Below are 15487 nucleotides of genomic sequence, written 5' to 3'. Positions count from 1 at the left end.
CTAATGTGCGTTTTTATCACCAAACAGGACAAAAAATGTTTTAAAAATCAATTTAGTATCTACAGCAACACTTCTATTATTAACATAATATATATCGAGCTTCATCCAATCTTCAAAACCTATTTTATTTCTTCCATTAACTTGCCAATAACAAGTAAGCCCTGGCTTTACCTCAAATCTTTTCATCATCCATGGCTCAAATTCTTTAACTTCTTCTGGTAAGCTTGGTCTTGGTCCTACAAGACTCATATCGCCTTTTATTACATTTACAAGCTGTGGAAGCTCATCAATACTAGTTTTTCTTATAAACTTTCCAACGCGTGTTATTCTAGGGTCATCTTTCATTTTAAACATCGGCCCTGACATTTCATTTTTATGTTTTAATTTTTTCTTTATTTCTTCAGCATTTACTACCATGCTTCTAAATTTATACATCTTAAAATTTTTTCTGTCTTTACCAACTCTCTCTTGAGAAAATATTAATGGCCCTTGTGATTCAAGCTTTATAGCTATTGCCACTATTAATAATATTGGACTTAAAATAATTAACCCTATTAATGAAAGAAATATATCAGATATTCTTTTAACTACTTCATAACTTTTAGCATGTTGAGTATATACATTAACATCTTCACGTAATTTTTCACTCATTAATTAGTCCTCCCTGTAACTTTTGTGTTTCATATAAATAATAAAGTATCTTCCTTTGTCGATTTATTTTATAAATTACATAAATAGAACTAAAGTATTACTTTAGTTCTATAGAATTATAGCACATTTTCTCCGTTATTTTAATATTATCAAAATTCCTGTATTGTTATAGTTTGGCTTAAATACCTTCAAAATCCTTGTTCTAAGCTATTTAAAAGGTTTTTTCACTACATTTTTTCCTTTTTATCTATATATTAAATTTTCCCCATTTAAATTAATATTTAAACAACTTTTTGTTATTTTAATAAAGTTATTTATTAAAATATAATGTTTTAAATATAGTTTTTGTTATTTTTATTAATAATCAATAGAATATATAAAAATTCTTCCTTTAAATGTTGTATATCTAGAATAATAATCACTTATATTTTAATTAATATAAAGCATATATCTTAAATATTTAAAATTTATTCATATTAAATTCCACTTAAAATATATATAATTACATTTATCTTTTCTATATTTTAAACTATATAATAACCTACTAAAAAAATTATATTTTTCTTATAGTTTCTTAATTTACTAAATATCAAATTAAAAAAAATATATTTTTATGTTTCTTTTTTATGAACTTATTGACCATTTTATTAATAATATATATACTTATCTAGGTGCTTAACTATTTTATGAGAGGGGAATTTATTATGTTTTGTACAAAATGCGGTAATGAGTTAGACAATGATGCTTTATTTTGCACTTCTTGTGGGAATAAAGTAAAAAAAGAAGAAGCTGAAGAAAGGGGACAAGCTTCTGAAAATACTATTAATGTATCTATATCAAGTGAAAAGGCTAAAGGCTTCTTTAAAACTATTTTTAAAGTTTTAAAAAGCCCAACATCTTATGTTCATGTATTAGAAGAAAATCTAAACAGTAAAAACAATTTAATTCTTGTAATTATATCTTTATTACTTATTCCAATAATAAATATTATTTCTTTAAAAACAGTAATTTCTAATATATTAATTTCATTTGGACAATTAGGTTCAATTTTAGAAGGTAGAGCTATTAGTCATTTAGATTCTCTTACTTTCAAAAAAGAATTTGAAGTTATGTTTGATGCTGTTGCTCCAACTGGGAAAATATTTATGTTTAATATTATTTTCTATATTTTATTATTCGCAATAATTTCAGGTATAGTTTTTATAGGAATTAAAACTTCTGGAAATAATTTAACTTTTGAAAATTTAATTAGAGTTTTAACACTTCCAGTTCTTATACTTTTATTATCATCAATTTTATCTCCATTAACTTTATCAGTAACTATTACATTCTCTTTAATAGTATCATTAGTTTTAAATGGAATATTTATTGTAACACTTTATAATGGATTTAAATCTTTAGCTCCAAACTTTGAGCTTTTACCTTATATTTATAGTATTGCTTTTGTAGTAGGATTTCTTCTTACTTACTATATATCATTTAAAATGCTATTATCAGATTTAATAGCTACATTTACGAAATTTATGTAATAAATAAAAAGCTATCTAAAGTTATTATTCTTTAGATAGCTCTTATTTTATTTAAAATTTATTTTCTCTATTCCATCTTTTATTCCTTCTGCAATTGTATTAATATTTTCTTCTGAAGATAAAAATTTATCTTCTTCTGGATTAGATATAAATCCTAATTCTAATAAAACTACAGGAATTTTAGACCAATTAAATCCAGTTAAATCACTTCTATATTGAAGTCCCTTATTATTTAAGCCTGTCTTTTTTGTATATTCTTCAATTATATTTTTTCCATATTCTATACTTTTCTCTGAAATTTCTTTAGTTATATAACCTCTTTGCTTTGGTACTAGCATAGAGGCACCTTTTGCATTACTATTTGAAAAACTATCACAATGAATTCTTATCATTAAATTAGCATTTTCTCTGTTTCCAAATTCTGCTCTTTCAATGCTACTTAAAGAATTTTCTACATTATCTTTTGTTAATACAACAGTATATCCATCTTTTTCTAAAAGCTCTTTTAATTTTAAAGTCACATCCATAGCTATTTCATATTCATTCTTTTTTGAAATTAATCCTACTGAACCTGATGTATCTTTTAATTTCATTTCGTTTGAATCTGGAGAAATCTTTTCTTTTTCAGTTCCTGGATTTTTTGAATGTCCTGGATCTAATACTATTTTTATACCATTTTTATTTTTTGAACTTATTTCTTCATTTATAATATCTTTATTTTCTTCTAAGTCTTCTATACTTTCTTTATTTTCTTCTAAATTATTTTTATCCTCTTCTAATTTCTTTAATTTATCTTTTTCATTTTCAGATTCTTTTGAAGAGTTTTCATTTGATTCATTAACTAAATTATTATTTAAAGTTTTATTTGTATTATTTGATGCTCCACATCCTACAAATATAAAACTACATATTATTAATGCAAAAGCAAAACTTAATCTTCTCATATTTTTCATTTATCTTTATTCTTTCTCAAGTTTTTGTATTAATTTAACATTTTCTTTTTCAAAATCATTTAACTCTGAATCAGACCCTTTAAAATAGCTATTAGGAATGTACCAGTCTTTTTGGTTAAAATAACTTTTAAATGGCTCTTGATTAAATATATATCCATGTCTTGCATAAATTTCATTTCTTATTAAAGCTAACTCTTCCTTATTATATATAGATAATTCATCTTTATTTAAATATCTTACATCACTATCAGAAATTAAATATTCATATCCATCATTAAAACTAGTATTTATGTTGCTATTTTCACTAATCACATCTTCAATATTATCTTCACTTAAGCCAACAGTTCCCTCTATATTTTTATACAATACACTTTCATATAAGTTATATCCATATGCACTAGCTTGTACTAATAATTCTTTTGCTTGTTTATAGTTACCTTTTTTATATTCATCTTTTGCAAAGTTTTCTAATACTTCTCTTTTAAGTTCATCTTTTTGAGATTTTGATAAATTATCAATATTATCTATTTGTGAAAAATTAACTCTATCAGATCCAAACAGTTCTAATATGTCATCTTTAACCTTATCATATCTTTCTAAGCCTATTATTTTATCATAATATTGAATTTTTTCTTTTACATTAGAAGTTTTTTTGATTTCTTTAGTATATTTTGAATAGCAAATATCATCATAAAATTTATAAACAAATCCTCCACTTGCTATTATAATAACTGCTATTATTCCAGCTATTAATCCTTTTTTACTTTTCTTTTTTTCATCTTTAACTAAATTATTATTAATGTTTGGATTTCTTTGAATATTATTATTTTTAGTCTTCTTATTTTCAACAACTTTTATATCATTTAAATCTTCTATATCCTCATATTGTTTTGAGTTTTCTACTTTTTTAATTTTTTCATTTTGGTTATCTGTTTGTACATCTTTTATATTGTTTTTATTTGAAACTGCTAAATCATTTATGTTTTTATCCAACTTTTCTGTACTTACTATATTTTTAGTTTCATTTACTGCTTGTACTTTCTTAATTTCTAAACCACATTTTGAACAAAACTTCTCTCCATCTTTTAATTTATTTCCACATCTTTTGCAAAATGCCATATTCTCTTCCCCCTAATTATACTCATAAATCCTATTTAAACTTATATATTCATTTATCATATAATTTTATTCTTAATTTAAATAATTGTTCTATCCATACTTAATGTCTTACAAAAAAATATTTTTAATGTAACTTTATTTAAATAAGTCTTTTTTTATAAAATAAGTTATTTTGTATTATTGTAAAAATATTAAATTATTATATTCTTTTTATAATAAATTAAAGCTTTCTATTTTAAAGTAAAAAATTTATCACTTATCTTTCCATTTAAAGTTTCTGATAAATTATTTAACTCTTTTAATATTGCTACCTTTTCTTCTCCTTTAGATGGAGTTGGTCTATAATCATTTCTATTTTTAACAGAGCTTATTGAAGCTGGAATTATTCTGTATTCTGCTCCAACATTCTTGTCATCTTCAAATTTAAATTTCATTTGAACCATAAAAGTTCTTTTATCTACTGGATTTGAATTTCCTCCAAAACTAAAGTTTCCTAAAGAATAAACTATCATCTTACCTTTATAATTTTCTATACTTTGTATAACATGTGGATGTGAGCCTAATACCATGTCAACTCCATTATCTATTGAAAACTTTGCAAGATTAACTTGAACATTATAAGGTTTATTTGCTCTTTCTATACCCCAATGGAAATATGGAATTACTAAAAGTGCTCCTTTATCTCTCATCTCCTCTATATCTGCTTTTATTTTACTTTTTAATTCTTCTGTTTCCATCCATCCTTGATAACCTAAAAAAGCAACCTTTATTCCTTTTATTTCTTTTAATATTTTATATCCTTCTCCACAAAAATCTACATTTGCTTTCTTTAAAGTATTAACTGTATCTGTAAAACCTTTTTGACCATAATCATATATATGATTATTTGAAATTGTAACACCTTCAATATTTCCTTCTTTTAATATATTTACAAATTCTTTTGGTCCTTTAAAATTAAATGTTCTTCCTTCACCTTTATTTAATTTATCATTTGATTCTGTAAAAGTAGTTTCTAAATTAACAATTGTATAATCATCTTTTCCAAAAATGTCTTTAACATTTTTCATTAAAGTCCCATAATCATTACCTGAATTAGCTACTTCAGCATTTAAACTAGAAGAATAATTAAAATTTGTATCTGTTCCTAATGTACAATCTCCTGCTGCTGTTATTATAATTTCTTCTTTTTTTACAGCTTTCTCTTCTTTTAAATTATCTTCTTTTTCTATTTCATTTCCACTTACAAGAATACTTTCATCTTTTTTATCTAATACTCTGTAAAAAATACTCCCACTAATCAAAATAAAAATAGAACTAAATAAAATTAATCTTAACCTTTTTGCTTTCTTTTTATTCCTTCTTTTATTTTTCCCCATAATATTCTCTCCCTATATGTATTTATAATACCAAAGTTCATTTTACCATATAAAGTAATTAAAGAATATATTTATATATATTTCTTTTATACTTATTTTAAGTAATATATTGTAAAATATTGTTTTATTATAGTAAAATAAATTTGAGGATAAAGGGGGATTTTATGAGAAAAAAAAATAATTCAAAAAAATTAACTACTAAAAAAATTATTTTAAGTATTGTTGGTGCTTTACTAACTCTTATTTTAATTTTTGCTGGATGCATATTTTATTTTCTTAATAAAGTAAACACTGTAAAAATAGACAAAGATAATTTAGGTGTTAATGCTGAAGTTGCTCAAAAAGCTAAAGAAAATAAAATAACTAATATTGCTCTATTTGGAATTGATGCACCTGTTGGTCAAAATGGTCGTTCAGATGCAATAATGGTTCTTTCAATTGATGAAAAAAATGGCAAACTTAAGCTTTCATCTATAATGAGAGATTCTTATGTTGATATTCCAGGGCGTGGAAAAGATAAAATAAATCACGCTTATGCTTTCGGTGGACCAGAACTTGCAATTCAAACTATAAATAATAACTTTTATTTAGACATAGATAAGTTTATGACTGTTAACTTTACTACACTTCCTCAAATAATTGATTCAATAGGAGGAGTAACTGTAAATATAACTGAAGCAGAAACTAAATATGTTCCTGGTGTTTCTGCTGGAACTCAAAAACTTAATGGAGCTCAAGCATTAGCTTATTCAAGAATTAGAAAAGATGGAGGAGATCAAATGAGAACTGAAAGACAAAGAAATGTTATTAATTCTCTTTTTTCTACTATAGTAAAAACTTCTCCTGCTAAATATCCAACTCTTTTATCAGAGTTATTACCTTTAGTTAAAACTAATATATCATCAACTGAGTTTTTAGGACTTGGAAAAGATATTGTAGATACTGGTGCAACTAAACTTATTGAAAATAGATTTCCTTGTGATTTTCATAGACAAGGAAAAACTATAAAAGGTATATCTTATCAAGTATTTGATATTTTTGAAGAAAAAGAAGAATTACATAAATTTATTTTTGAGAACTAATCTAAAATAATTTTCTCAATATAAAAGTAATTCTCTAAAACTTATTAAAAAATTTCTAACATAATCATTATTATGCTAGAAAATAAAAAATCCAACAAATTTTCTTGTTGGATTTTATTTTTTTAAATAAATTATATTTTATTTCTATTAACCTTTAAGACCATTTGCTTGTCTTTCCATGTTCTCTATAACAACATCATGAATTTCTCCTAATGAAGCACAATACTCAAGAACTTTCCATGGAGTATTTGTGTGGAAATGTATTTTTATTAATTCTTCATCTCCAACTGCAAGTAAACAATCTCCTTCAATATTCTTTGTGATATATTCATTAATATCATCTTCTGAAAGATTTTCTCCAGCAATTAATAATTGCGTATCAAATATATATTCAAGCATAATTAATCTCCTTTTATAGTTTTTAATTTTATGTTTGCTTTTTAATTATATCATAATTTAAATGACTTTATTTTTAACTTATATTTACCTTATTTTAAATTTCTCTTTAAATTTATTATATTTGTTTTCTTTCTAAATTATAAAAATAATTAAGCTAATTTTTGATATTAAATGTTATATTAAAATTTGTTTCATATAATTTAACTCTAATATTCTTTTACAACTAATTTAAAATAAAAGATGACCTTCTCTATAATGAAAAGGTCATTTTTTATTTAATTGCTAAGTACAAATAGAAGATTTTATTTTTTCAAAGGTAGCATCACCTATTCCACTTACATTTTTTATTTCTTCAATAGATTTAAAGCCACCATTTTCTTCTCTATATTTTATTATGGCTTCTGCTTTAGATTTTCCTATGCCATTTATCTTATTTAATTCATCTGAATCTGCAGTATTTATATTTATTAATTCATTTTCTGAACTATTATCTATATTACTTTTAATACTTGTATTATTAAATGCTTTTGCTTCCTTTAATTCATCTTTATTCGGAATTAATATTGCTTCATTTTTCTTAAGCTTTTGTGCTCTATTTATAGTATCTAAAGTTCCTTTATCTGTTATTCCACCAGCTAATTTTATTAAATCTTCAACAATACTACCTTTCTTTAATTCATAAACTCCTGGCTTTTTAATTTCACCTTTTATATCTACAAGTATTTTTTCTTCTTTTACTTCAATTGTTTCTTTAATTTCTTCATTATTAGAAGTTTCTTCTTCAAAAATTGTATCATCAAAACTATTTCCTAATGTATCTTTTCCTTTAATCATATATGCACCTGTAAAGCATATAAAAATAGCTACTATCGAAATTATTCCAACAGTCTTTTTATTTTTTTGCATGAAATCTATTAGATTAAATTTATTATCCAATATTTTTTACCTCAACTTTTTCAAACCTTTTTATCTAATACTATTTTTCCTTCATTGTCAAAGCTATAGTTTGAACCTTTAATAATTTCCATGCAAGTTTTTATTTCAGTTTCATCATGTATACCTTTTGTTTCTGATAAATCAAAGTATTCCGCATATTTGTTCTCAAATTTTTTTAAACCATCTTTAGTTACTTCTGCTCCTAATTTTTGTGTTTCTCTTGAGTTAATTGTTTCCCAAGCAAAAACTACAGTTTTAGCTTGTGCCATAATACTAGCTTTCTTTGCATCATTTATGTATCCAGCTACTTTTGGAACAAAAAAAGTCATAAGCATTAGCATTATACAAACAACTGCTCCAGCTTCAATTAATGTAAATCCCTTTTTCTTTTTTTTATTATTTATTTTCATAGATTCACCTCTTTATTGAATTATATTTAAAGTATGAACCTTGAAAATTTTAAATATACATTTTTTTCCTTATTTTTGATAAATTAATTATATATAAAATTAGACTGCTACATTTTAAGAATACTCATATTTTATAGTATTATACTTTTACATATAAAAACTATTTTTGAGTATGTCTTTTTGCAACAGTCTATTTATATTTAAACTTTTTATTTTACTTCTTCTGAATTTGAAACTATTAAGTTTGCTTGTATTGTTGTTATTGGAAGTGAAAGTCTATTTTTATATGCTAAAAATTTTGGTTCCCATGTATGTGCATACTTTCCTTTAAAGTTTCTTAATCCTTCAAAAGAATATATTCCTTTTCCATACATATATAATTGGAATGCTATTTTTTCACTTAAAAATGAATATTTATATGTTCCTACATTTGAAAGTGGAGCTGAACCAAAATCAAAATATTTATATCCATTTTCTCTTCCCCATTCCATAACTTTTACAAACATATAATCCATAACTCCCCTTGGGTTATTTTTAGAAAATCTCATAAGATCTGAACATAACTTTTTGTTTTCACCATAAGTTGGCATTATAGTTACAAAAGCTTTTAATATTCCTTCGTTATCTCTAACTAACCCTATAGGCCCTCTTTTTATATACTCTTCATTAAAAAATCCCATAGAAAATCCTTTTTCTTTTCTACCATTTAGCCAAATATCTGAAACTTCTTTTATTTCCATTAATACTTCATGGCTTATATTCTCTTCAATAACCTCAAAAGTATAACCTAGCTTATTTATTTTATTACAACAAGTTCTAACCTTCTGCATCTTTTGACCAGCAATTGTAAAATCCTCTAAATTAACTATTGCAGCTTCTCCAAGCTTCATAAATTCATACCCAAATTCATGAAGTATTTCAAACATTGATGCACTAACTTCAAAGAATATTGGAATATATCCATACATATCTGCAAAATCATAAAATTCCTCAATAAATTCTTTTATAGTATTCATGTCTCCTAATGGATTTCCTAATACAAAAAGCTTATTTGAACTTACTGCATATTGAATCATTCCATCATATTTTTTAGATAAGTATATATATTTATCATTTAAATATATAAGATGTGTAAGAGATGTCCCATTGTATTTACTTAAAAATTCTTTTACCTCTTCTTCACACTCATCCAGCCTCATATGACGAATCTTATTCATATTTTTACCTAACACATACATTATTACTAAGAATAATATTCCAGCTATAAGCCCTATAGTACTATAACTTATTAAATCTCTATATACTAAATTAAGTCTCTTAAATATAAATGGAAGCTTATAAATCTTAAATGGATAATTCATATAAATTCCTATTAAATAAATAACCCAAAATAATAATAATAAACCTGCATTTAATATTATATCTTCTGAACTTATAATAAAGCTTTTTCTATAAAACTCTTTTTTACTTAATAAAATAATTATAAATACAATTAAAAGATAACCAGCTGCAATATAATTAAATGACTTTAATACCGTAAATATTGTTCCTAATAATAATATTATTAATGTTAAATAATATATGCTCTTTGCTCTAGTTTTTATAAGAGTTGCAAGTACAATTAATATAAATCCAACTACAATAACTAAAAACTTAGAAAAATGCATTTCAGTGCTTGCACTTAAAAATCTAATTTCTTTTATTTTAAAAACTATATTAGGCACAGCAGTACTTATTAAAAGAGAAACTCCTGATAAAAATACTAAAATTTTTAAACCTAAAAAGCTTAATTTTGAAAAAACTAAAGATATTATTTTTTTTACTCTCTTATCTCTGTTAAACCATAATTCATGTAAAAATAATAATGCTGCTATAGCAAGAGGAACAATATAATAAACCAACCTATATAAAAATACACTTAAAAGACATATTTCCTTTGGAAGTCCAAGTGAAGTAAGTCCTATAAGCATTGAAAGGTCAAACGCTCCAATAGCTCCTGGAAGCATACTTACCATTCCAAGAATCATAGCTATAACAAACACTGGGAAGAAAGCTGCAAAGCTAACTTTTACTCCTAGGATAACTAAAATTGAATAAAATAATCCTATTGAAAATGCCCAATCTAAAAATGAAGCAATTACAATTCCAAATATATGTCTTCCCTCAACTACACTATTTTCTTTTTTACTTTTATATGCTATATATGCTAATATTCCTGGTATATATAAAGCTAATAATATTGCACAAATATTACCTAATGAAAATAGATTATTTCCTCTAAAATAAAATATTAAATATACTATTGATAAAATAGATAAGCCTGATGGATTTAAAAGAGAAATCTTTGTTATCTCAGTTAGCAATAATTTTTTGTTGTTATTTTCATCTTTATAAAAATATGTTCTAAGACTTATACCTGCTGCATCTCCAAGTCCTGCAACTATAGTAACAGCATTTACAATCCAACTATATTTTAATATTTTAATAATCGAAAGATTAAAATTCATTTTTCTTTTTATTAAGAAATCATATAAGCACATAGGTGCAAATGCGATTAATCCTAAAATAATTATTGAAAAGAAACTTAAAGCCGACATATTGCTTATGCTTTTTTCCAATACTCTTAAATTAAAGTCTCCCATAAAGCTTTTTATTCCAATAATTAAAAGAATCAAAATAATAACTCCAAAAAGTACTTTAAATATAGATGTTATTTGTTTTTTCTTTAGTAAATTCATAATTCCACCTTTATTCATTATTTTTTGACTTACTTTTATTATACCTTATTATATATAAATTATCTTACAATTAAATTTCAACTATTATTTAATAAATTAATTATTAATTTATTATTTTTCTATTATAACTCTAAAAGTTGATCCTTTACCTTCTTCACTTTTAACAAATATTTTTCCTCCATAAGCACTAACTAACTTTTTACCTATAGAAAGTCCTAATCCATTTCCTCCAGTTTTACTATTTCTAGATTCATCAACTCTATAAAATCTATTAAAAAGTTTATCAATATTTTCTTTTGATATTCCAATTCCCCTATCTACTACTTCAAAGCTAAATCTTTCATTATATTTTTCAAATATTAAATCTATATCTTTATTTTTATTTGAATATTTTATTGCATTATCTATAAATATTATTAAAATTTGCTTTAAGTGTAATTTATCCATTGGAAATTCCTCTATATTATTATATTGAACATTTATATTATATTCTGGATTTATAACTTTAAAATTCTCTAAAACTGTATTAACGACCTCTTTAACATTTGAATTTCCACTTAAACTTTCTTTTAAATTATCTAATTTAGACATATCTAATAAGTTATTTACTAAATATATAAGTCTATCAACTTCCTCTAAACTAGTTTTTAAAGACTTATCTAGAACCTCTTTATCATCTTTTCCCCACCTATTTAAAAGTGATAAATGTCCTCTTATTATAGTGAGAGGAGTCCTAAGCTCATGTGATGCATCTTGAACAAATCTTTTTTCTCTATTGAAAGAATCTTCTACATCCTCCATTAATGAATTAAAAACTAATCCTAATTTAGTAAATTCATCTCTTCTATCCTCACCTATTTCAACTCTCTTATCCAAGCTTCCTTCACTTTTTATTTCTTCCATAGTATTAGTTAGTTTTTTTACATCTTTTAAGAATACTTTTGATATAACTATTCCACCAAAAATACTTATTATAATACCCAAAACTCCACTTATCATAATTAAATCACCATAGGATTCAAACATATCTTTAAATATACTTAAATCAATGTCATATTTATTTTTATGTTTTATAAACCAATCTATAAATACTGCTGTTTGCGCAAATACAATAAATAATATAAAAACTATAAAAACTAGTGTTGATGCTATAGTTATCTTCCAAAGCATTGGAAGTTTTTTATATTTCTCCTTAATCATTTTCTCTCATTACATATCCAACTCCTCTAACAGTTTGAATATACTTCTCCTTATTATTTACATCTAATTTATTTCTTAAATATCTTATATAAACATCTACTACATTTGTTTCAGCTTCTGAATTATACCCCCATACATTATCTAAAAGAATATCTCTAGTCATTACTTTATTTTTATTTTTTAATAAAGTATAAAGTAGTTGAAATTCTGTATTTGTTAACTCTACATTTTCATCTTTTATTTTTACTATTCTTCCTTGTATATCTAAGATTATATCTTTAAATTTTATTTCTTCCTTAACCTCACTTTTCATTCTTCTAAAAATAACTTCCATTCTAGCTAAAAGTTCTTCAATTGCAAAAGGTTTTGCTAAATAATCATCTGCTCCTGTTTGAAGTCCCGTTACCTTATCCATAACACTATCTCTTGCTGTTAACATTATAATAGATGTATCTTTTTCTTTTCTTATTCGTCTACAAACTTCTAACCCATTTATACCAGGAAGCATTAAATCTAAAAGAATTAAATCATAATTATTCTCCAAAGCCATTTGCACTGCCATTCTTCCATCAGTTGCTTCATTAACTTCATATCCTTCATATTTAAGTTCCATTTTAATAAATGAAATCATATTTTCTTCATCTTCTACAATTAAGATATTTTTCATAAATTTTCCTCCTATCAAATAAAGTAGAGAAGTTTATAATACCCCTCTACTAGTCATCATGTTTATCATTTTTCAAGTTATGAAAATCATTTTGGTTTTTAACATTATCTTTTATTTTTATTATAGCTCCATTATCTCCATTTACAGTTACTTTTTTTAAGAAGTTATTATTATCTTTTATTGATATTTTGTATTCTACTATTCCATCATCTACTTCTTCACTTGTTTTAATTACTGTTCCATTTACAGCTTTTAAAGCTATTTCTTTAGCTTGATCTAAAGTGTAGTTTGGTGTTTTTGCAAATTTTAATTCAATTTTACTTTTTAAATTATCTACCGGATTAATTCCTTTCATCTCCATTAATTCATCAGCTATAGCAACTGTTCCTACAATTCCACAACCAACTACTGCTAATGTACATAAAACTGCAATTTTTTTCTTAGTTATTTTAATCTTTTCCTTTGCTATCTTTTTTATCTTTTCTTTTGTAGAAGTCTCTTCTTTTTTATCTTCTCCTAATTCTATATAATCAGCTTCCTTTACATTTTCATTTAAATTATTTTTTTCTTCATTCATCTTAATATCTCCTTAAAATCTTAAATATTATTTCCATGAGTTAATAATATCAAGGAGAAATTAAAATTCTCTTTGTTTAAAATGAGAATTTTCTCATTTTATATTTTGTTTAAGCATCTCCAATTTTTACTATTTTACACTTCATTTTAATTTATAATTATGTCCTATATATTAATAAATCAAATGTTATTAATTAAATAAAAAAATTTCTAACTTAATTTACTTGTTATAATCTTTATTTACTTATTTTTTTATTAACTTATCAAAATAAAAAAATTACTCAAAAAATTTAATATTTGAGTAATTTTATAAATAAATCTGTTATTCTAATCTTTTTTATCTTCTTTAAAAATTCCTAAATTCATTATATTATTAAGCCCATTACTAGCACTTGCAATCATTATTGGAAGTATACATAGTAAGTATCTTGGACAAGCTTCCCATAACATTAAGAATAAGAATATTCCAAATATACATATATTAAATAATATTGCTACATTTCTCTTATCCTTAAACATTCCAAGACTTCCTATTATAATCATTAATAACATGAATCCTTGACCTACTTGAGAGAAAAGTAAAAATCCTGAATTTTCACTTCCTATTGTATATTTATATAAAGTGCTTTTACTATGCAGTGAATCATATGAAAGTACATTTGCTGCAAAATATGTTCCGTCTCCCCATGTAAATTCATTTTTAAGAAGTAAATGATTCATTAATCCATCTACACCAAATGCATCTAATCTTTCTTTTATAACCTTTTTATTAAATGCCTCTATTTTTTGTTTATTAGGAACTAAACTTATACTTGCATCAAAATCTTCTTTATTCCAAGCTCCATATCCTTTTAATCCCATCATTATCCAATGAGTATATGGAAGTCCTGCTTCGTCTAAAGGTCTTGGAATATTTGCTTGACATATTCCTGTTATTATTGAAGTTATAATTAAAAAGCTTACTCCTACAAAAGCATATAATTTTATAATTTTCTTTATGTTTCTAAGTTCAAATATTGCAAATATCATTAATGCAATAATACCAATTGAAATATTATTTTTAATTCCAACTCCAATAGCTCCTACTATTCCCATTAAAATTAGATATATCCACTTATTTTCTTTTAAATATTTTCTATATAAAAGATATACTATTGGCAAACATAACATTGTAAAAGTGTCAGTATAAAATATTGGTGCATATGCATAAAGAGGTGTTAAAATTAGAAAAAAGAAACTTGATACTGTTGCTGTTCTTAATCCATATATATTTTTTATTAAAAAATATGTAGCAATTACACTAATTAATATAAGAATTATATTTACTGCTATAGAACCATATAAAAAACTTATCTTAAATATATAAAAGACTTTATATATCCAATATAAAATCATAGTTATAAAAATATTATTTGGATACCAATCATAATAATATGCTGGTAAATATCTTCCTCCATGTTTTACTTTATCCATTGCAGTATAATAAACAGTTCCAAAATCCCATTGTGGTTTTACTGTTAAACCAAATCCAAATACAACTAACAATATAAAAAATATAATAATATTAATTATGGACATTATCTTTAAATATCGTTTATCAATTTTCTTAGTTATAAATGCTATTATAAGAAATACAAATAATTCTAATATAATACCTACTGTAATAGCCCAAGTTGGAAAACCACCATTTGTAAATTGCCCACTTAATTCTCTGTAATGTGGCTTTAAAACTACAATAGAAGATACAAATATAATTGAAATTATAAATACTATATTAAATATAGTTAATAGTATCCCATCTAATTTAAGCTTATTATTTTTCATTTTATAATTTAAAAATAAAATAAATAT

The 15487-nt window shown here is 23.8% G+C and carries 14 protein-coding genes; 2 read left to right on the top strand and 12 right to left on the bottom strand.

Annotated features, from left to right (window positions below; all coding sequences use genetic code 11):
* Entirely contained in the window at nt 1-651 is a 651-nt protein-coding gene (locus HMPREF1092_RS01880) for a sugar transferase (RefSeq protein WP_002596891.1), read from the bottom strand.
* Between the two features lie 704 nt (nt 652-1355).
* Here HMPREF1092_RS01880 and HMPREF1092_RS01875 point away from each other — a divergent pair.
* Nucleotides 1356-2180 (top strand): zinc ribbon domain-containing protein, encoded by an 825-nt coding sequence (locus HMPREF1092_RS01875; protein ID WP_002596890.1) that lies wholly within the window; start codon nt 1356-1358, stop codon nt 2178-2180.
* A 47-nt stretch (nt 2181-2227) separates the two neighbouring features.
* Here the strand turns inward: HMPREF1092_RS01875 and HMPREF1092_RS01870 are convergent, their stop codons facing one another.
* The 3 genes from HMPREF1092_RS01870 to HMPREF1092_RS01860 form a co-directional block, all read right to left on the bottom strand.
* A complete protein-coding gene (locus HMPREF1092_RS01870) occupies nt 2228-3124 on the bottom strand; it encodes an N-acetylmuramoyl-L-alanine amidase family protein (protein ID WP_207637620.1) in 897 nt (298 codons plus the stop codon).
* Nucleotides 3125-3139: 15 nt separating this feature from the next.
* Complete coding sequence (locus HMPREF1092_RS01865) at nt 3140-4252, bottom strand: YARHG domain-containing protein (RefSeq protein WP_002596888.1); 1113 nt, start codon at nt 4250-4252, stop codon at nt 3140-3142.
* A 230-nt stretch (nt 4253-4482) separates the two neighbouring features.
* Entirely contained in the window at nt 4483-5628 is a 1146-nt protein-coding gene (locus HMPREF1092_RS01860) for a CapA family protein (protein ID WP_002596887.1), read from the bottom strand.
* 164 nt (nt 5629-5792) lie between these two features.
* Between HMPREF1092_RS01860 and HMPREF1092_RS01855 the strand changes: the two genes are divergently transcribed.
* Nucleotides 5793-6710, top strand: a complete 918-nt coding sequence (locus tag HMPREF1092_RS01855) for an LCP family protein (protein ID WP_002596886.1) — start codon at nt 5793-5795, stop codon at nt 6708-6710.
* Nucleotides 6711-6857: 147 nt separating this feature from the next.
* On the opposite strand, the gene HMPREF1092_RS01850 is transcribed toward HMPREF1092_RS01855, so the two are convergent.
* From HMPREF1092_RS01850 to HMPREF1092_RS01815, 8 genes are all read right to left on the bottom strand, one after another.
* Nucleotides 6858-7109, bottom strand: coding sequence for a hypothetical protein (locus HMPREF1092_RS01850; RefSeq protein ID WP_002596885.1), 252 nt, complete (start codon nt 7107-7109; stop codon nt 6858-6860).
* 282 nt (nt 7110-7391) lie between these two features.
* The gene (locus HMPREF1092_RS01845) at nt 7392-8045 is read right to left on the bottom strand and encodes a helix-hairpin-helix domain-containing protein (protein ID WP_002596884.1); all 654 of its coding nucleotides are present in this window, start codon (nt 8043-8045) and stop codon (nt 7392-7394) included.
* Between the two features lie 20 nt (nt 8046-8065).
* The gene (locus HMPREF1092_RS16390) at nt 8066-8455 is read right to left on the bottom strand and encodes a type II secretion system protein (protein ID WP_002596883.1); all 390 of its coding nucleotides are present in this window, start codon (nt 8453-8455) and stop codon (nt 8066-8068) included.
* A gap of 209 nt (nt 8456-8664) precedes the next feature.
* Nucleotides 8665-11193, bottom strand: a complete 2529-nt coding sequence (gene mprF / locus HMPREF1092_RS01835) for a bifunctional lysylphosphatidylglycerol flippase/synthetase MprF (protein WP_002596882.1) — start codon at nt 11191-11193, stop codon at nt 8665-8667.
* A gap of 111 nt (nt 11194-11304) precedes the next feature.
* Nucleotides 11305-12393: a sensor histidine kinase gene (locus HMPREF1092_RS01830; protein ID WP_002596881.1), complete on the bottom strand. Its 1089-nt coding sequence runs from the start codon at nt 12391-12393 to the stop codon at nt 11305-11307.
* Nucleotides 12386-13060, bottom strand: coding sequence for a response regulator transcription factor (locus HMPREF1092_RS01825; RefSeq protein WP_002596880.1), 675 nt, complete (start codon nt 13058-13060; stop codon nt 12386-12388). Before HMPREF1092_RS01825 ends, HMPREF1092_RS01830 begins: the two co-directional genes overlap by 8 nt.
* Nucleotides 13061-13109: 49 nt before the next feature.
* Nucleotides 13110-13637 (bottom strand): PepSY domain-containing protein, encoded by a 528-nt coding sequence (locus tag HMPREF1092_RS16385; RefSeq protein WP_002596879.1) that lies wholly within the window; start codon nt 13635-13637, stop codon nt 13110-13112.
* A 326-nt stretch (nt 13638-13963) separates the two neighbouring features.
* Nucleotides 13964-15460, bottom strand: coding sequence for a glycosyltransferase family 39 protein (locus HMPREF1092_RS01815; RefSeq protein ID WP_002596878.1), 1497 nt, complete (start codon nt 15458-15460; stop codon nt 13964-13966).
* Nucleotides 15461-15487: the final 27 nt, after the last annotated feature.

Source organism: Clostridium thermobutyricum, from assembly GCF_000371465.1.
Taxonomy (GTDB): Bacteria; Bacillota; Clostridia; order Clostridiales; family Clostridiaceae; genus Clostridium; species Clostridium thermobutyricum.
Note: the sequence above shows the minus strand (reverse complement) of the source record. Positions and strands in the feature narration are given on the sequence as shown.